Source organism: Bacillus sp. FSL W8-1127, from assembly GCF_038006725.1.
Lineage (GTDB): Bacteria > Bacillota > Bacilli > Bacillales > DSM-4216 > Bacillus_O > Bacillus_O smithii.
In genome coordinates this window covers 604,155-622,955 of record NZ_JBBOVU010000001.1, presented here as the reverse complement: position 1 = coordinate 622,955, position 18,801 = coordinate 604,155, and the positions used below count along the sequence as shown (strand labels likewise).

The window sequence follows — 18,801 nt, the reverse complement described above, 5'->3', positions numbered from 1 at the left end:
CTAATATTCTTGCGGTTAGGAGCCATCGCGATGGATTACTTATTCACATTGGTTATCTCATTATTTGAATGGATTGCTCTTTTGACGTTTCCCGTTGTGTTTTTAGGGTATCCTTATCGCATTTATATAAAACCGATTCTTTTTCTATCCGTCATTATGAGCGTCGCATCACTTTTATTAAGATTCACACCTTTGGCGACCGTTTTTGTTATCGCCGTTCAAATTTTATTATTGCTTTGCTTGGTGAAATGGTTGTATAAAGTAAACTCGCTTGAAACGATTGTCATTTCAAGCATGGGATACGGGTTTTATTCCTTCATTCAACTATTAATAACGGAAGTGGTAAAATCCATATCTACTGTTAACTACTTTAAAATATTATTTTCATTCTCTGATTTGCCGTTTCTGCTTCGAACGATTACATTTTTATTCGTCATGGCCATTAGCTATCTATTAAAAAGATATCAGTATCATTTGACTGACTTTCGTCACTTTTTAAAAACGCACAATCAAAACCATCAGTTTAGGGCGATCGTTATCATTAATTCCCTGCTGACATTTCTATTTATTTGCCTGTCTGTTTTTGCCATGTTGACAGAACAAATGAATTCTAAATTTTCGTTTGTGCTGTATTGTGTGATTATTTTGTTTATTATTTTATCCATTTATTTGATTTTGCACACTCAATTTCAAGTGAAGCATATCATAGAGGCCAAAAAATTTTATTTGGACCAAGAAGAACAAACCGCCATTATTGTTGAAAAATTAAAAACGGATTATGAAGACCATTTCCATGCCATCTTAAAACTTTGTGAGAGAGAATCTTCTACGCTTCTTATTAAAGAATATTTGGAAAACAATCGGCTGATTCGAAAAAAAGCCGCTTCTTGGCTTGTTGAGTCTGATTTTCGCGCCGGTTTAGAGAACTTAGATGAATTGCTCTATGCGTTTCTAGTAAATAAACGAAAACTAGCTGAACTGTTGGAAGTTGCCATTGTCGCAACGGCCGAAATTCAAGGAAATGTGGCTGCAACATTAAGGCAAGTCCGCTATCTGAGCATGATCATGGACGATTTAATTCTAGCGCTTTACCAGTCTCCTTCCAGCGTAGAAAAAAAAATCTATTTTCATGTTCATATAGGAACTCAAGATATTACCTATTTGATATCCAGCCAACTTGTACTGGATCGCCTTCAGACAAACTTGAAATTATTTGATGCTCTTCAACACTTTAAGCAAGATCAAGCAGTGGTTGAAACCGAGCTAAAACCAGTCCGGCTATCCATCCGCTGCCCGTCATTATAAAGGAGGAAGTTGTATGTTTGAAAAATGGGCAGTTGCATTGGCAGACCAAATCAAAAAAATAAATCCTGAAGAAACAGAACCTCATGACGTACTCGTATTCGGGTTTACGATTCTATTCAATCTTCTTTTTACGTTTCTTCTTTTGCTGATTGTTGGCTGGATCATCGGAGTGCCGCTGTTGACTGTTGAAGTGACGTTGTCTTTTATGATTCTTCGGATATTGACGGGCGGCGCCCATTTAGATCGCTCTATCGCCTGTTCGATTACAAGCTCGCTTCTTGTTCTGACGTTCGTTTGGCTCCCTGTATCGCCTATTTTACTTTTTTGCTACTTTGTTGTCAGTCTCATGTTGATCGCAAGATTTGCTCCTTACTATGAACCGCATCAAATCAAACATTCAAAGCAGTGGGAAAAAAAAAAGAAACTTGCTGCCATATTGTGGGTTATCTTTACCTTTGTCATCTACTATATTTTTTCCGCGCCCGGTTTCGTGTTCGGCGCATTGCTGCAAGCCCTATTGCTGACACCGGCAGGCATCAAGTTTATCCATAAATTAAACAATTTCACCATGAAAGGAGGTGAGTATTGTGAAAAAAGCAGCTAAAGTTCTATCTAGCACTACCCGCGTAATGGCAAAAGTGTTTGTTCAAGCTTCCAGCCCGCTTGCACATGCACCTAAGATCCCTGAAAGCCTGAAGAAAGCAAAATAATTGCTTGTTCTGAAAGATGGACATCATCTCTTTAGAAGGCCTCCCGCTACACTTACGGGACGCCTTCTTTATTTTTCCCCTCATTCCCTTTTTCAACAACACAATATTTCACTACCTTCTTCCACCTTATCGTCCAGAAACTTTGAAACGACTATTGACAACCTTTCAATATGGATTTAAGATTTTGATAAAGAAAAAGATTTTTTATTATTTTTAAATTTTTTCATTGCGATCGCAAACAATGATCATAAACAAATAAGAGCCACTAGGGGTGCCGATAGTGATCGGCTGAGATTAAAGTGATACTTTAAAACCCTTCGAACCTGATCTGGTTGATACCAGCGTAGGAAAGTGGAGTATAATTTCATTATACTTGAGAGCATTTAGCCCACTTTCCAACATAGGAAAGTGGGTTTTTTACTGCACAGAATTGGTTAAAAAGTTTTCCCATTCAACTTTCATCAAGGAGAAAATGGCGATGAAAAAAGCGCTGCACGTCATTTCCACAGGAAAACAGAGTTTTGAAGATTGGCTTTCGATCACCGTGCGAATTCAACCATGGGTGGATTTTATTCATATTCGAGAGCGTAGTTGGAGTACAGAGATGATCAAAAAAGGAGTTGCAGATTTAGAAAAACATGGAGTTCCGTTAACGAAAATCATTCTGAACAGTCAACCGGATTTAGCTTTACAGCTTGGTGTTCCTGGTGTGCACTTTCCGGAAAAGTCTCACGAGGAAAGAGATCATGGTCGTTTCTTAACAAAGGGGTATTCCGTACATAGCGTCGAATCAGCCATGGATAAACAAAAGCGAGGCGCTCAATACCTCATTTTTGGACATATTTATCCCACTAAAAGCAAACCAGGTCTCCCTCCGAGAGGATTGGCTGCTTTGAAAGCCGTTTCTTCAGCAGTCCAAATCCCCGTTATCGCCATTGGCGGCATTACTCCTCAACGCGTTCCCGAGTGTCTGGCAGCCGGAGCGTCGGGAGTGGCGGTTCTATCCGGAGTGTATGAAGCCGAGTTTCCTGAACAAGCGGCTAAAGCTTACAAACAATCATTATGGGAGGGGCGTCACCATGCAGAAATATGATGTCATTATTATAGGCGGCGGCATCAATGGCGGATCGATCGCCTATCAGTTGTCAAAGCGAAACTATCGCGTTGCTGTACTGGAAAAAGAACGAATTGCTTCTGAAGCATCAAGCGCGGCAGCGGGAATGCTGGGAGCACAAGTAGAACCGAGAATAGACGGAGCCTTTTTTGATTTCGCCCGCAAAAGCCGCGATTATTTTGATCAATTGGTTCCTGAGATCGAACAAGTTTCCGACCAGCCTGTTGAGTTTCTTAAAAATGGTATGTTGCGGATCGCGTTCAGCGAAGAAGAAGCAAACATGCTGAAAGAAAGAATCGCCTGGCAGCAGGAACAAGGAGAGCCGGCAGAATGGCTTTCAGCCGATCAAGTATATCAAATGGAACCAGAATTGAAAGCTGAAATAGTCGGCGCCGCTTCTTTTCCAAAAGATGGACAAGTCATGCCAGCTCAGCTCACAAAAGCTTTTTTCAAAGGAGCTTCCAATTTAGGAGCAGATATTTATGAATTTACATGGGTCAAAGAATTATTGGAACAAAACGGAAAAATAACAGGAGTAGAAACAACTTCCGGCCGTTTTTATGCCGAGCATATCGTAATAGCAGCGGGCGCCTTTACTCCCCATCTCTCCCTTCCGGACGGAGCTTCATTGCCGACGCTTACTCCGGTTAAAGGAGAGATCCTTGCTGTCAGACCGGAAAAGCCGATTATCACATCGACTATTTATTCACCGACTGTTTACATTGTTCCGAAAGCCAATGGAGAAATTTTTATTGGTGCGACGGAACGTGAAGGCATATACGATAAGAAAGTTTCATTTGAATCCATTCGCCGATTATCTGCTGAAGCGTGCCGCATCGTACCGGCACTCCGTTCTGCGGAATGGTCAAGGGCCTGGGCAGGAGTCCGTCCGCAAACGATCGACGGTCTTCCCTATCTGGGACCCCATCCTGACTTCAAAGGACTTTGGCTGGCAGCCGGACATTTCCGCAACGGCATATTATTGTCGGCGTTAACCGGTGTCTGGATGGCGGATCAAATAGAGGGGAAAGCGGACCATTTAGAGTGGAAAGACGCCTTTGATCCCGGACGCCACTCACAAAAAGGAGTGATTCCATGATCGTAACGATCAATGGTGTAAAAAAAGAAATACCGGAAAATATCCGTACAGTCGAGCGTTTATTAGAGCATTTGCAAGTTCAAGACAAAAAACTGGTAGTCGAAATGAACGGCGAGATTTTGAGCAAAGATCAGCACGGGCAATTTCGATTGAAATCAGGAGATGTATTAGAAATCGTTCATTTTGTCGGAGGAGGATAACATCATGTTGAAAATTGGGTCCTACACTTTTCATTCTCGCTTATTTTTAGGAACCGGAAAATTCCCAAGTGCAGACATCCAAAAAGAAGCCATTCAAAAATCCGAGACGGAAGTATTAACGTTTGCTGTAAGAAGAATGAATATTTTTGATCCTGAACAGCCTAATTTTTTGGAAAATATCGACCTTTCCAAGTTTACGCTTCTGCCCAACACTGCCGGTGCCAAAACGGCGGAAGAAGCCGTTCGGATTGCAAAACTCGCTAAAGCAGCCGGAATGTGCGATATGATTAAAGTAGAAGTGATCGGCTGTGATCAAACACTGCTTCCCGATCCAGTCGAAACGTTGAAAGCGACAGAAAAATTGCTGGAAGAAGGCTTTACGGTTCTTCCCTACACGTCCGATGATGTGGTGCTGGCCAAACGCCTCCAAGAATTAGGAGCCCACGCTATTATGCCGGGGGCATCGCCAATCGGTACTGGATTAGGAATTATCAATCCTTTCAATCTATCTCATATTATAGAGCAAGCTACTGTGCCGGTGATTGTAGATGCTGGAATTGGCAGCCCGAAAGATGTAGCTTACGCGATGGAACTGGGAGCCGATGCCGTCTTATTAAACTCTGCCGTTTCCGGAGCAAAAGATCCTGTCAAAATGGCCGAAGCAATGAAATATGCCGTAATCGCCGGAAGGCTTGGATTTGAGGCTGGCCGAATCAGCAAAAAGTACTATGCCGAAGCCAGCAGTCCGATGGAAGGATTGATCCGGTTGTGAGCGACATGCGCTATTCCCGTCAGATTCTCTTCCAAGGAATCGGCCAAGAAGGACAAAAACGTATTCAAAACAGCCATGCTGCGATTATCGGCATGGGGGCTTTGGGCAGCGCCAGCGCAGAAATGTTAGTTCGAGCCGGAGTCGGCAAGCTGACAATCGTAGACCGAGACTACGTTGAGCTAAGCAACCTCCATCGCCAGCAGCTCTACACCGAAAAAGATGCAGAAGAAAATTTGCCGAAAGTAATGGCAGCCAAAAAACGATTAGAGGCTATCAATCGCGATGTAGTCATTGATGCGAAGCTTGAAGAAGCTAATCCAAACACATTAGAATCGCTTTTGCCCGTAGATGTCATCATCGACGGGCTCGACAACTTCGAGACTCGCATGATGATCAATGACTTTGCACAAAAACATCAGATCCCATGGATATACGGCGCCTGTGTCGCCTCATACGGCGTATCGCTTTCCATTCTTCCCGGTGAAACGCCTTGTCTTCATTGTTTGATGGAAGAAATACCGTTAAACGGAGAAAATTGTGATACCGTTGGAATTATTTCACCCGCCGTCCAAATGGTCAGCACTTATCAAGTCGCAGAAGCGCTAAAAATTTTGTCCGGACAGAAACAGCATGTACGGAAAACACTCATTTCCTTTGATCTTTGGAAAAATGAATTTTCACAAATCAACGTTCGTTCACTGAAAAAAACGGAATGCCCGTCTTGCGGAATTCGTCCCAGCTACCCGTTTTTAAAATATGAAAACTGGGGAAAAGCGGAAGTACTGTGCGGCCGCGACGCTGTTCAAATCCGGCCCGGACAACGGCATAAAATCAACTTGCCGGCATTGAAGGAAAGATTTGAAATCGTAAACGAAAACCCTTATTTAATTGTTCTACAGTTGGAAGGAAAAAGAGTCGTTCTATTTCGAGACGGCAGGGCCATCATCCATGGTGAATCCGACCAAAAACACGCTAGGTCGCTTTACCAAAAATATATCGGAGGATAGGTCTCGTTCATCCTGAAAAAATAGATATCTATTTCTTTTTCGGCAAAAGCGTCAAATATGAAACTAACAGGTTTATCTTTTGTCGGAGATGGGGCTATCCCCCATCGATCATGATCGAAGGACTTGCCAAAAAGCCGAGTGCACCGAAAACTAAAAAAAGAACGGTGATTCCACCAAGTGCTGTAGTTCTCCGCTATTCGGTGCCTTTTTGGCTTTCCCCCTTTTGATTTTGCAAGGAAGTCGTGCGAGGTTATCAAGTTGATGATTTTTCATGCGGACCAGAATAGAAAAAATCTTTTTAAAATGACAATCTATGAAGCATGATGGATCACATGGCCACGCCCCGTAGCCGCTTAAGGGGAAAAGGGCGCCCCGAGAAAAATAGAAGGAAACCATCTCTCGTTTCCTTCTTATTAATTAAAAATCGTTCCGATCTGTTTAGTGGAGAATCCCCTTTTCTTTGTAATATTTTTCTGCCCCTTTATGAAGCGGGATGTTGGAAAGTCCTTTTGTAGCGGTTTCCAATTTCATTTCTTTCGCTGCAGAAATGTTTTTCGTGATCGTGTCCACGTTTTCCCATAATGTCTTGGTCAATTCATACACCTTTTCTTGAGGAAGATCTTTTGGAACCACAATCAAATTCCCCTCGGCTATCGTATGGACATCTTGCGCTTGCCCTTCATAAGTGCCTGCCGGAATGGTATATTTGTAAAAACCAGGATAATGTTTCGTAATAAATTGAATTTCTTTATCTCCAATACTTAATAATTTTCCATTAGCTGTGGTCAAAATTTCAACAACTGCAGAATTCGGAACTCCCGCCTCAATAAAAGCACCATCAATTTGTTTATTCCGCATTAAATCAGTCACTTCGGTAAATCCGACATATTGAGCTTTTACGTCGTCAAATGTCATTTTATAGGCAGATAAAATTTGCCCGGCTACTACCTTTGTTGAACTTCCTGGAGCCCCCGGAACAAACCCTTTGTTTTTCAAATCAGCGACAGAATGAATATCACCTTGACGGGTGACAATATGTCCAATATTCGGGTAAAGTGCTGCTAATACGCGAACATCTTTATAGGCACGTCCTTTAAAAGCGCCTTTTCCGGTGTAGGCATCATGTAAAACACCAAATGTAGTAATCCCCATATTCAGTTTTCCTTGCATCATCAAATTCAAATTTTGCACGCTAGCGTCCGTAGCTTGGGATGATACTTTTACACCCGGTACTTGTTGGTTCCATATTTTCGCCAATGTAGCTCCTAAGGGATAATAAACCCCCGTAGTCGTTCCGGTGCCAAAATTAATGACCAGCTTCCCATCGGATGACCTTTGTTTTTGGCTGACTGAAGATTGCATTTCCCCTCTATTGCATCCCACTAACGCAAACAGGAAAAGGAAAACTGCTACAAGTAGAAAACCTTTTCTTTTCATCTTCCATCCTCCCCCGAATTCTTAGTAAGTGCCGTAAAAGAGTTCGATTCAAGACCAGTCGACTGATCTTCATTATTCCTCTTTTTCTTTTGCCAAATGTACACGCTTACAAGAAGAACAAACCCAATCAAATCTGTCACATAATGAGGATCAATCATCAATAAGCCTGCTGCTATTAGCATCAGCCGCTGGACTATATTCGTTTTGATCAAAAGCCAATTGGCAAACCCAGCGGAAAGAGCCACAACTCCAATCAGTCCGATAATGGCAGCAATAATGGTGTTCATCATGCTTCCACCCATAAACAATAAAAGCGGATTGTATAGAAAGAAATAAGGGATGATGAAGCCAATGGCTCCGAGCTTCACAGCCGTTAACGCGACTTTAAAAAACGGCGCCTTTGCAATTCCCGCGGATGCCATCGCAGCAAGTGCGACCGGAGGAGTAATATCGGATAAGGCAGCAAAGAAAAAAGCAAACATATGAGCCACTAATAGCGGAACGCCCATTTTGGCCAATAAAGGAGCGGCAATCGTTGCCGTTATTACGTAAGAAGCCGTTACCGGAACTCCCATTCCCAAAATAATGCAAATGATCATTGTAAAGAATGCTATAAGAAAAAGATGATTGCCTGCCAATTCCAAAATGTTATTGCCAAATGTCAAACCAATGCTGGTTAATGAAATGGTACCGATAATGACCCCGACAATCGCACAAGCCGCTCCGACCGTTAAAACACCTTTCGCCCCTTCCGCAAGCGCTTCCAATATTTCCCTCAAACCCATTCTCGTCTCTTTTCTGAACCAACTGACGACAACAATGGATAGCATTGCCCACACCGCCGCATACAATGGCGTTGTTCCACTGACAAGAAACGCAACAATGACAACAACCGGGATCAACAAGTGCCCTCGTTGTTTCAATACCAACCATATATTGGGCAGCCGATTTTTAGGCATTCCTTCTATTCCTAATTTTTTCGCCTCAAAGTGCACCGACAGAAAACACATAAAAAAATAAAAAATAGCTGGAATCACAGCGGCTAGCATAATCGTTCGATACGGAACTCCCAACGACTCGGCCATCACAAAACTGGCAGCCCCCATAATAGGCGGCGCGATTACCCCTCCCGTTCCGGCCACCGCCTCGACTGCACCGGCAAAATGAGGCTTAAAACCGGCCTTTTTCATAAGGGGGATCGTCACAGTTCCAACCGATGAAGCGTTGGCCACCCCGCTGCCGTTAATCATTCCCATAAACCCGCTTCCGATCACGGCCACTTTCGCCGGACCACCAGCAGAACGGCCGGCGACTGCCAGAGCCAAATCGTTGATAAAATCAATAAAACCACTGCGCCTTAAAAAAGCGCCAAATAAAATAAATAAAAAAATATAAGTGGCCGCCACTCCAATGACCGTTCCAAATATCCCTTGGGCCCCCCACCACATGGTGTCTACCACACGTTCATACCCTAGATTTCCAATTCCAAAAGTTCCGGGAAGATACTGACCGAAAAAGTTATACAGCAAAAAAAGAGCAGCCAAAATCGTCATCACATTCCCTGCAGCACGCCTAGCTGCTTCGAAAGCGATCAAAATCCCAAGCCCGCCAAACCAATAATCCGCTTGGATATGAACACCGGTTTCGACATAGTCATCATAATTAAACAATAAAAATCCAATAGCCATGATGGTCGCGACAACGCAAATCCAATCCCAAACGGTGGGAAGCCGACGCGTTTTTCCTTCGTTTTTCCTTGCCGGAATCCATAAAAAAATCAAAACAGCCAAAAATCCGAAAAACCATGCACGTGCCTTTACAGCGTCCATGATCCCGAAACTGGACACATAAATTTGGAAAAGCGCCCATATGACGGCGATGGCCACGACAATTTTAGCCATAGGACCGGAATAAAGCCTAAAGCGCGTAACCACCCCTTCATCCGCTACTATATTCTCCATTTCCGCTTGAAGCTGCCTGTCATTCTTATTCAAAATTTCTCCCCTCCTTTACGGCCTTCATACTCTGCCTTTGATCTAGGACACAACTATTCTCTCGGTCCTATTTCTTTTCTATGCTTGCGCCTCGAAAGACATACCTAAAATATCGTCTTTCTGAAAAGTACTTTTTGAATATTCTTTTATAACAGTCACTGTTTTTCAGTCATGTTCCAAAAATTTTCTATCATACACCATATAGAAAAACATCCTTGCAAAATGTTCTCGCCAACTTTCAAGCAATGAAAATAGTATAAGTAAGGACATGCGTTTCTGTTGCCTTCTTATTCTTTTTCATTTAATATAGGAATACAAGCTGCGTTGTACGTAATGTTAATAAAGTTTTAACCTTTAAGCTGAAAAAGGGAGTTTTATATCGAAACCGGAATGTCAGGCCTTTGTCTTTAGACAAGAAGGAAGACAGGAACGTTTTTGCGAGCACCCACTTGGAGGAGTGTGGTTTAAAACTTTCTTAATTAGAATTACGGCAAAAGCGGCTTTTCAGCAAAAGAAACAAAAACAGTTCCCATCCGGAGCTGTTTTTTCTTTTGCATGGATGGAATACAAAGAAGAATTGATAAAAGGGCGCCCTTATAAGACGCCCTTTTGTTGCGATCATGCGTGTTCTATCGCATATTCAGTCGTTGCCCAAAGAATGCCTTGATACAATATATCCACCATTTGCTTTAAGTCTTCATATGAGGCAGCAAGAGGAGGCATAAAGACGACCACATCCCCAAGCGGCCTTGTAATCATGCCCAATTCTCTCATTTTTAATGTAGCTTGGTATCCAACACGCTTCTCCCATGGATAGGGCTCTTTCGTCTGTTTATTTTGAACAAGCTCAATCCCGCAAATAAGTCCGAGCTGACGAACATCGCCAACATGTTCAAGCAAGGATACTTTTTCTAAAAGTTGAGACACATATTCGCTTTTCTCTTGTACTTGTTGAACAATATTTTCTTTCTCATACAGCTCCAAATTGGCAATGGCAGCGGCACAACCTAGCTGGTTTCCTGTATAAGAATGGCCATGAAACAGCGTTTTTAACTCTTCATACTCGCCATAAAAGGCTTCATACACTTCTTCAGAGGTTAGTGTAGCGGCCACTGGCAAATATCCTCCCGTCAGTCCTTTCGCCACTGTCATAATATCCGGCTGGACTCCTTCATGCTCGACGGCAAACATTTTTCCCGTACGACCAAATCCTGTCGCCACTTCATCCACAATGAACAAAATGTCAAACTCGCGGCATAAGTTTTCGACTTCTTTCAAATACCCCTTCGGCATTACATTCATGCCGCCTGCTCCTTGAACCATCGATTCCACCGTCATGCCTGCAATTTCATGATGGTGGTTGGAAAATAATTGCCGCAAACAATGTAACGCTTCCTCTTTAGCCGTTTTTTCATCGCCTGACGGATGATGATAAGCGGAAGGAAACGGCGCAACAAAAGCATCAAACAGTAATGATGTATACACTTTATGATAAAGATCAATGGACCCGACGCTCATCGTTCCGACTGTATCGCCATGATAGCCGTTCCCTAACGTTACAAACTTGGTTTTTTCTTTGATTCCTTTGTTTTGCCAATATTGGTAGGCCATTTTGACCGCTATTTCCACCGCCTCTGCCCCACTGTCCGAATAAAAAACCCTTTTCAACCGCTGCGGTGAAATTTGAATTAATTTTTCCGCCAGAATGATGGAAGGCACATTCGCCGCTCCAAGCAAAGTAGAATGCGCGATTTTATCTAACTGTTCTTTAATGGCTTCATCGAGTTCTTTTTTACGATGACCATGAATGTTAAGCCAAAGCGAAGAATTGCCGTCCAAATAAACATTTCCATAAATATCTTTTAGCCGCACCCCATCTCCGCTTTCAATAATAAGAGGATCGCGTTCATAATCTTTCATTTGAGTAAAAGGCAGCCATAAATACTGTTTGCTTTTACTTAATAGCTGATCCGGCGTCATTTAAAAGCACCCCTTTCAAACGCTTTTCATCCCAATTCGAAATCAATTGATCCCTTACCTCTTCCTCTTTCAAACGCTCGATCAGGTTGTCCATATAAGGCACAGATCCAATAACTGGCACATCCGTTAATTTTTTGACCATTATACGGTTATCTTCTTCAATTTCATGGTCATCCACATTTAATTGGTTAAAAATAATGCCCGCAATCGGAATATTCCGTTTTTTCAATGCCTCTATCGATAAAACGGTATGATTAATCGTTCCAAGCCCGGCTCTTGCCACTAGGATGACAGGATAAGACAATTCTTGCATAAAATCAATCATGCAATATCCTTCATCGGTGATGGGCACATATAAACCGCCCGCTCCTTCAAGAATGAGATGTTCGTATTTCGTTTCTAAAAAAGCGATCTGTTCTTTGATTTCCTGAAGAGGAATTTGAACCCCTTCCAGGCGGGCAGCCAAATGAGGTGAACTGGCTTTTTTTAATAGAATTCCATAAAACTCATTGTGAGATGTCGGTTTCGTTACCTTTTCATACACTACAGGGTCGGGTGCGTACCATTCCCCATTGCGCTGAATGGCCCCTGTTTGAATGGGCTTAAAAGAAAAAATGGGAATGTTCCTTTTTTGAAAAAAATGAACAAGCAATGTTGTGATAACGGTTTTTCCTATATCCGTATACGTTCCTGTTAAAAAAATAGCTGACATCATAATCCTCCTTTATTTGTAAACCTTTTTAAAAAAATGTTAACATATAAAAGGAAAATGCACAATTATTGAAATTTTGAGAATGAGGAGGATTTTCTATGAAACCTAAAGAAATGGTGCTGTGCGGAATGTTTGTTGCTTTAATGGCCGTTGGCGCCAATGTATCGCCTTATCTGACCATCGGCGGCGTTCCGGTCACACTACAACTGATGTTTGCCATTTTAGCTGGAGGAATCCTCGGAAGCCGATTAGGAGCCTTGGCCATGACTGCTTATGTCTTTGTCGGTTTGATGGGCATTCCTGTTTTCGCTGAATTTAAAGGAGGACTTTCAAGCATATTCAGCTCGACTTTCGGCTTTGTGATTTCTTTTATCTTTGTGGCGTATGCCGTGGGCAAATGCTTGCAAAAAGAAAAGCCCTCGAAATGGGCTTACATATGCGCCGGTCTGTCGAGTCTTTTCTTGAACTACATGATTGGCACTAATTTTATGTACTTTGCCCTTACGTTTTGGCTTGATGCACCGAAGGGATTCAGTTATGCTGTGGCATGGTCTTGGATGGCCGCCTACTTGCCTCTTGATCTCATCGTCACCACTTTGTCGCTTGCCCTTGTTCCAAAACTTCGTAAAGCGTTAAAACGGCAGCTGAGTGTGCATCCATCTGCAAAGGCATAAAGCTCTCTCTTAATCAGAAATACTGTAGTATACTCGCTCAAAGATATATATAGGCAAAGGCCAGTCCTCTCTAGAGGAAGCTGACCTTTGCCGCTTTTACCGTATGATCCCTTGAGTTTCTGATGAAAATCACTCTCAGCCCTTTAACAAAAATTCATTGCCGTCTTCGTCCTTAAATTGGACATAGGTGCCCCATTGCATCTTTTTCGGCTCTCCTAAAAATTCAACGCCGTTTTTCTTCATCGTTTCATATGTTCCCATTATATCTTCACATTCAAATACAATGGAGGCTTTCCTGTTTTCCCAGCCTTCCATCATGGATTTAGGATAAATTACTAAATGAGATTCAGAACCGGCCGGAGCCACTTCCAGCCAAAAAGCATTGGGCCCCATTGGATGCTCTGCCATTACCTTAAATCCGACTTTTTTCGTCCAAAACTCTTTTGCTTTTTGTTGATCTTCCACGTACACTGCGACTGTCGATATTTTTCTTATCATTGCTTTCCTCCCAATTTGTTTTATACTTTGCGTTTGCATTTTATCAAATTTTTTTCGTTAATGGCTGCTATTTTTTACCTTGTTGTCTCTTTCTATGAATCATCCCTCTGTTCATTATAGACGAAAGAATATTTTATATTGGTTCCAAGTGTCACCTTCTTATTGTCATTAATACATTAAGGATAAAGTGATATTTACCTAAAATGGGTTTTGTTTTGGTACAAATAGATTAATTAAAAGACATTTGAGGGGGAGAAGGATGGATTTTGAAAAAAAAGCGCAACAATATTTAGTCGAAGTGCAAAGCTGGCTGCAAAACATACGAAATTTTCTCGATGAACAAGAGATGGAAGTTGATCCAAATATGTTGGTTGAGATTGATCGTATCTATCGCGACGTGAAACATCAACTTCAGGAAGAAAACATACGTGAGCCGGTTGTGTCCGAACTTCAACGTACTGTGCGGCATATCAACCATCGTGTCGTTCAACTTTTTGAAAGAAATCAAATAAGAATTCGTGAATCCGTGCCGATTGGAAAACACGTGCTTCCGCCATTGCCATATGCATATAATGCCTTGGAACCGTACATCAGCGAAGAAATTATGAGACTTCACCATACAAAACATCATCAAAGCTATGTAGACGGGTTAAATACGGCAGAAGAAAAATTGAGAGAAGCAAGAAGAAGAAATCAGTTCGATTTAATCAAACATTGGGAACGGGAAGCAGCTTTTCACGGATCGGGCCATTATTTGCATACGATCTTTTGGGAAATCATGAATCCTAGAGGTGGTGGAAAACCGAAGGGAGAACTGCTTGCCCAAATCGAAAAAGATTTCGGCAGTTATGAATTATTTAAAAAGCATTTTTCAGAAGCAGCCAAAAAAGTTGAAGGAGTAGGATGGGCTATTTTAGTTTGGTCGCCTCGATCGCGAAGACTGGAAATTTTGCAAGCAGAACGGCATCAATTTTTAACTCAATGGGATACCATTCCTCTTCTCGTTCTCGATGTTTGGGAACATGCTTATTATTTACAATATAAAAACGACAGGGGAAAATATGTCGATCAATGGTGGAATGTAGTGTATTGGCCGAATGTGGAAAAAAGATTTGCTGAGGTAAAGAAACTCAAATGGCAGCCTTATTAAAAAAGAAAATGGAGATGATTGCTCTTTTGAAAATAAATGAAAAGAACAACATCTGCAATACAATGTAGAAAGGACGGTGGTCCTAAAGGAAACACTGTCTTTTTTCTTTTAGCTCCTGTTTTTCATAATCGAATGGCCAACACATAAAAAAACGGTATCCATACTTTTAAAATATATTACGGCTCCTTACCTCACTGCATGCATCTAAACGCCCCTTTTCATCCTCAGTGATGAATAAAAACATCCATGCCGCAAAAACTGAAAATAACTCTTTAAAAGTTGGAGGACCGAACAATGGAATTAAAACGTGTAAAACAAATACTTTCTTCACCTGCCGATATTAAAGTTTTATACGAAGGAACTTCCGTATGGATTGACGGAGTGGACGAAAACACAAAATTGGCCACCGTCCATGCCAGAAACCCACTATTGGAAGAAAGAACACAAGTACCAATAAAAGATCTAATCGAAGATGACAGGGCCTGACCCCCTTAATACTTTAAAGCATTAAGGGGGTCAGGCCCCCTATGAATATGGTATAATTCAACCATAGTTCTAAGGTGAAAGTTGAGGAATCCCATATGATGAAAAAACTGTTGAAAATCCTGTCCATCATAGTGGTCTTAATCGTCTTGGGCGGGGGTGGCTATGCCTATTATTTGTATCATTCCGCCAAAGAAGCGGCTGATAAAATGCATCAAAACATTCCTTTCGATAATGGCCGCGATCAGTCGGATAAAACGAAAAAAAGCAAACCTATTTCCATTCTTCTTATGGGAGTGGACGAGCGTAAAAATGACAGAGGCCGCTCCGACACATTAATTGTCATGACGCTTAATCCGCAAAAAGAGAAAATGCAAATGGTCAGCATTCCTAGGGATACGCGAACAAACATCGTCGGAAAAGGAACCATGGATAAAATAAATCATGCATACGCATTCGGTGGAACAAAGATGGCAATCAATACCGTTGAACAGTTTACAGGTATCCCTATTGACTATTTTATCCGCATTAATATGGAAGCGCTAAGTGGTTTAGTCGATGCCGTCGGCGGTATTACCGTTGATAATCATCTGGATTGGTACGATGAAGGATATTACAAAAAAGGCTATCATTACAAAAAAGGGAAGATTGAACTTGACGGACCAAAAGCACTAGGTTATGTCAGAATGCGCCATTTGGATCCAAACGGGGATTTTGGCCGAAATCAGCGTGAACGGCAAGTCATAACAGCCATTCTGCACAAAGCTACCAGTATATCCTCTGTGACTCATTATCAAGATATTTTGAATACGCTAGGCAACAACGTAAAAACGAATCTAACTTTTCAGGATATGATGAATATTCGAGCCAATTACCGCAGCTGTCTATCCAACATAGAAAATTATGAAATCAAAGGAACAGGTCAAAAGATCAACGGCATTTATTATTTGATTGTTCCTGACGAAGAAAAAGCAAAAGTGACACATATGCTAAAGGAAAATTTACAAAGCGAATAAACATGTCTGCCATCTGACAGACATCATCTCAAACAACCTGCCCAAGACGAAAAAACAACGTTTATCCTTATACATGGAACGAAGAAAGGACATGGCCCTACGGCGATGTCCTTTCTTGAACCTTCAGTTTTCATTCTTCACTGTACTATTCTGCGATCATGCAAATGGGTTAATATTTAAAATTAGAAATTACCTCTTTGAGCTCTTCTGCCATAGAAGAAAGCGATTTTGCTGATGCTGAGATTTCTTCCATGGAAGCTAATTGTTCTTCCGTTGAAGACGCTACTTCTTCGGATGTGGCTGCGTTGTTTTGCGCTATATTGGCCAATTCATTGGCCATTGCCGCAACCTCTTGGACTTCGGCGGATATTTTTTGCGCCGTTGAGGAAATATCCTCGATTTTAGGAGCAACCTCTCTCATACTATTTAAAATTCCCTCAAACTTTTCAAAGGCTTCATTGGTGATTTTTAACCCTTCTTCTACATCTTCTGTCGTTTTAGACATAATTTGTACCGTATTGCCTGTATCTTGTTGTATTCCTTGAATTAATTCAAAAATTTGCTTCGCCGACTCTTGCGATTGCTCGGCTAATTTTCGGACTTCTTCCGCTACGACCGCAAAACCTCTACCTTCTTCGCCAGCTCTAGCTGCTTCAATGGCGGCGTTAAGAGCCAGAAGATTTGTCTGGTCTGCGATTCCGGTAATAACATCCAATATTTTTCCAATTTGCTTTGAACGCTCTGCTAAAGATTGGAAGGCTTCTTCTGACACTTGGAAGGATTCATGAATGGAATTCATTTGATCGACTGTCTTCTGAACAGCCTTTTCTCCTTCTTCCGCCTGCAATGTGGATTGTTTAGAAAGCTCCGCTACATTCATGGAATTTTCGGCGATCTTTGTAATTCCTGATGAGATTGTATTTAAAGACTGAGCATTTTTATCAATACCGTTTGTCTGCGTCTCCGCATTGCTTGCCACCTCTTGAATGGAAGAAGCGACCTGTTCAGTGACTAAACTTGTTTGTTCAGCGCTCGCTGTTAATTCCTCGGCAGACGAAGCGACTTGTTCCGCACTGAGTTCTATTTTTTGGATTAATGTACGCAGATTTTCTTGCATTTGATTAAAAGCATGGCCTAATTGACCGATCTCGTCGTTTACTTTTATTTCAATTTGTTCAGTGAGGTTGCCTCTGCTGATGGTAATCGCTTTATTTTTTAATACTCTAAGACGGGCAAGAATGGAATAGATAATAAAGTAGACGATTATCGCCCCAAGAACAGAAGAAATGATGATCACGAGCAACGTTTTATTGAGAATAGGCGCAACGGCATCATCTACTTCGGAGATCGACATATTTCCTACTACTTTCCATCCCGTTAATGGATTCGTCGTATAACTGTATAATTTCTCTTTGCCATTCAAAGTATAATGAAATTCCCCGGTATTACTAGCAAATAATTTATCATAAAAGCTACTGTCAGCTTTTGACCCGGATTTTAGATTAGGATGGGCAACGATCTTCTTATTACGATCGATCAGGAACGCATACCCTTCTTTTCCCACCTTCACTTTTTCCACTAAATCTTTAATCTTGTTTAATCTTATATTAATCGCCACGACGCCAGAACCATCATTGGTTGTTTTGCATATGGTGACCAACGTTTCACCAGTAGAGGCCGTTTTTTCAGGATCCGTCACTACTACTTGCCCTTTATGATTCATAGCTTCCGAATACCAATATCTCTGTCTTGGATCATAGCCGGAAGGCATCTTAAATTTTGGCATTTGAACATACAATCCATTTTTAGTGCCGACAAAAATACTCACTACTTCCGGATGCAAATCTACATATTCTTTAAAAATTCTGCGAAGTTCGGGACTGTCATCGCCTTTATAAAGACGTGATGAGACGGTTTTCGAAAAGTAATCGATATCATTTACTTTTGGTTTGATGCTGTTGTCAATAAGTGTGTTCACCAGCTTTACATTTTCATTAACGCTAGTGAAGATTTGATTTTGAACTTGAACTTTTGCCGAATGGTATGCCATCGATCCCACAACAAGCGAAGGAACCAATAAAATAACAGCAAAGGAGATGATGAGTTTTGATTTCAAACCACTGAATAGTCTTATCTTCACTTTTCATACCTCTTTCATTAATAGTTTTTGAGATTCACCCTTTGACAAACTACTTAAAGTAAAACGAGTCTAGCTGTGTGTATCAAAAGATTGTTTAGAACGGGATAAAAGTAGAAGCTTCACCGCTTTTTTAGGTCTTATTACCCATCAATCTCTTTGCGTTTTTGCCATTATGTAGTTCTTAACGACTATTTAGCAACCAAAAAGAAAAACCGATCACTCCGATCTTGAGCCGCGGTTATGACATTCTTCAAAACTTATGATCCTTTCCTATATACAAACGAACCGTTTCCACCTAAAAAAGCGCTTTCCTCGTTTAAATCGTGAACACCACTGCAGCGGACCGATTAAATGGCCTTTTGACTCTGAATGCGCTCTCTCCCTTCCTATTGAATTTCTCCTGTTCCCTCTTATGGACACATCTCCATCCATCTTTTTAAAGACACTCTATGACCAAGTTGAAACCAAAAATTACTTCACGCCAAAAAACATTCTCGCACCTTCAGCATC

18 protein-coding genes, 1 other RNA gene and 1 riboswitch are annotated in these 18,801 nt (G+C 41.5%); of the genes, 13 read left to right on the top strand and 6 right to left on the bottom strand.

The window, feature by feature from the left end; all coding sequences use genetic code 11:
- Window positions 1-30: 30 nt before the first annotated feature.
- From NST12_RS02940 to NST12_RS02905, 8 genes are all read left to right on the top strand, one after another.
- Entirely contained in the window at window positions 31-1,305 is a 1,275-nt protein-coding gene (locus tag NST12_RS02940) for a hypothetical protein (protein ID WP_327797232.1), read from the top strand.
- Between the two features lie 13 nt (window positions 1,306-1,318).
- Entirely contained in the window at window positions 1,319-1,909 is a 591-nt protein-coding gene (locus NST12_RS02935; protein WP_341028467.1) for an accessory gene regulator ArgB-like protein, read from the top strand.
- Window positions 1,893-2,015 carry an AgrD family cyclic lactone autoinducer peptide gene (locus NST12_RS02930; protein WP_327797235.1) on the top strand — a complete coding sequence of 41 codons (123 nt, stop codon included), beginning with the start codon at window positions 1,893-1,895 and terminating at the stop codon, window positions 2,013-2,015. Before NST12_RS02935 ends, NST12_RS02930 begins: the two co-directional genes overlap by 17 nt.
- Window positions 2,016-2,272: 257 nt before the next feature.
- Window positions 2,273-2,382, top strand: a riboswitch (TPP riboswitch).
- A 111-nt stretch (window positions 2,383-2,493) separates the two neighbouring features.
- Window positions 2,494-3,108: a DUF561 domain-containing protein gene (locus tag NST12_RS02925; protein ID WP_003353909.1), complete on the top strand. Its 615-nt coding sequence runs from the start codon at window positions 2,494-2,496 to the stop codon at window positions 3,106-3,108.
- Complete coding sequence (gene thiO / locus NST12_RS02920) at window positions 3,095-4,228, top strand: glycine oxidase ThiO (protein ID WP_048622665.1); 1,134 nt, start codon at window positions 3,095-3,097, stop codon at window positions 4,226-4,228. Before NST12_RS02925 ends, thiO begins: the two co-directional genes overlap by 14 nt.
- Window positions 4,225-4,428 carry a sulfur carrier protein ThiS gene (gene thiS / locus NST12_RS02915; protein WP_003353911.1) on the top strand — a complete coding sequence of 68 codons (204 nt, stop codon included), beginning with the start codon at window positions 4,225-4,227 and terminating at the stop codon, window positions 4,426-4,428. The genes thiO and thiS overlap by 4 nt, the downstream gene beginning before the upstream one ends.
- A gap of 4 nt (window positions 4,429-4,432) precedes the next feature.
- Window positions 4,433-5,200, top strand: a complete 768-nt coding sequence (locus NST12_RS02910) for a thiazole synthase (protein ID WP_327797238.1) — start codon at window positions 4,433-4,435, stop codon at window positions 5,198-5,200.
- Between the two features lie 5 nt (window positions 5,201-5,205).
- Window positions 5,206-6,207, top strand: coding sequence for a ThiF family adenylyltransferase (locus NST12_RS02905; protein ID WP_340396322.1), 1,002 nt, complete (start codon window positions 5,206-5,208; stop codon window positions 6,205-6,207).
- Window positions 6,208-6,645: 438 nt separating this feature from the next.
- On the opposite strand, the gene NST12_RS02900 is transcribed toward NST12_RS02905, so the two are convergent.
- Window positions 6,646-7,644 carry a TAXI family TRAP transporter solute-binding subunit gene (locus NST12_RS02900; protein ID WP_003353915.1) on the bottom strand — a complete coding sequence of 333 codons (999 nt, stop codon included), beginning with the start codon at window positions 7,642-7,644 and terminating at the stop codon, window positions 6,646-6,648.
- Entirely contained in the window at window positions 7,641-9,638 is a 1,998-nt protein-coding gene (locus tag NST12_RS02895) for a TRAP transporter permease (RefSeq protein ID WP_340396288.1), read from the bottom strand. The genes NST12_RS02900 and NST12_RS02895 overlap by 4 nt, the downstream gene beginning before the upstream one ends.
- 313 nt (window positions 9,639-9,951) lie before the next feature.
- Here NST12_RS02895 and ssrS point away from each other — a divergent pair.
- Window positions 9,952-10,145: non-coding RNA, 6S RNA (gene ssrS, locus NST12_RS02890), on the top strand.
- A 111-nt stretch (window positions 10,146-10,256) separates the two neighbouring features.
- Here the strand turns inward: ssrS and bioA are convergent.
- Window positions 10,257-11,618, bottom strand: a complete 1,362-nt coding sequence (gene bioA, locus NST12_RS02885) for an adenosylmethionine--8-amino-7-oxononanoate transaminase (RefSeq protein WP_341100180.1) — start codon at window positions 11,616-11,618, stop codon at window positions 10,257-10,259.
- On the bottom strand, window positions 11,593-12,330 hold the full coding sequence (gene bioD, locus NST12_RS02880; RefSeq protein ID WP_341100177.1) for a dethiobiotin synthase: 738 nt from the start codon (window positions 12,328-12,330) through the stop codon (window positions 11,593-11,595). The genes bioA and bioD overlap by 26 nt, the downstream gene beginning before the upstream one ends.
- Window positions 12,331-12,428: 98 nt before the next feature.
- Between bioD and NST12_RS02875 the strand changes: the two genes are divergently transcribed.
- Window positions 12,429-13,004, top strand: a complete 576-nt coding sequence (locus NST12_RS02875; RefSeq protein WP_327796839.1) for a biotin transporter BioY — start codon at window positions 12,429-12,431, stop codon at window positions 13,002-13,004.
- Between the two features lie 135 nt (window positions 13,005-13,139).
- Here NST12_RS02875 and NST12_RS02870 read toward each other — a convergent pair whose 3' ends face one another.
- Entirely contained in the window at window positions 13,140-13,502 is a 363-nt protein-coding gene (locus NST12_RS02870; RefSeq protein ID WP_327796840.1) for a VOC family protein, read from the bottom strand.
- A 259-nt stretch (window positions 13,503-13,761) separates the two neighbouring features.
- Between NST12_RS02870 and NST12_RS02865 the strand changes: the two genes are divergently transcribed.
- The 3 genes from NST12_RS02865 to NST12_RS02855 all read left to right on the top strand — a co-directional run bounded on the left by NST12_RS02865 (window position 13,762) and on the right by NST12_RS02855 (window position 16,151).
- On the top strand, window positions 13,762-14,652 hold the full coding sequence (locus NST12_RS02865; RefSeq protein ID WP_340396286.1) for a superoxide dismutase: 891 nt from the start codon (window positions 13,762-13,764) through the stop codon (window positions 14,650-14,652).
- A gap of 294 nt (window positions 14,653-14,946) precedes the next feature.
- Window positions 14,947-15,138, top strand: coding sequence for an H-type small acid-soluble spore protein (locus NST12_RS02860; protein WP_270584575.1), 192 nt, complete (start codon window positions 14,947-14,949; stop codon window positions 15,136-15,138).
- A 95-nt stretch (window positions 15,139-15,233) separates the two neighbouring features.
- A complete protein-coding gene (locus tag NST12_RS02855) occupies window positions 15,234-16,151 on the top strand; it encodes an LCP family glycopolymer transferase (RefSeq protein WP_341100174.1) in 918 nt (305 codons plus the stop codon).
- Between the two features lie 169 nt (window positions 16,152-16,320).
- On the opposite strand, the gene NST12_RS02850 is transcribed toward NST12_RS02855, so the two are convergent.
- Window positions 16,321-18,291 (bottom strand): methyl-accepting chemotaxis protein, encoded by a 1,971-nt coding sequence (locus NST12_RS02850; protein WP_341100172.1) that lies wholly within the window; start codon window positions 18,289-18,291, stop codon window positions 16,321-16,323.
- Window positions 18,292-18,801: the final 510 nt, after the last annotated feature.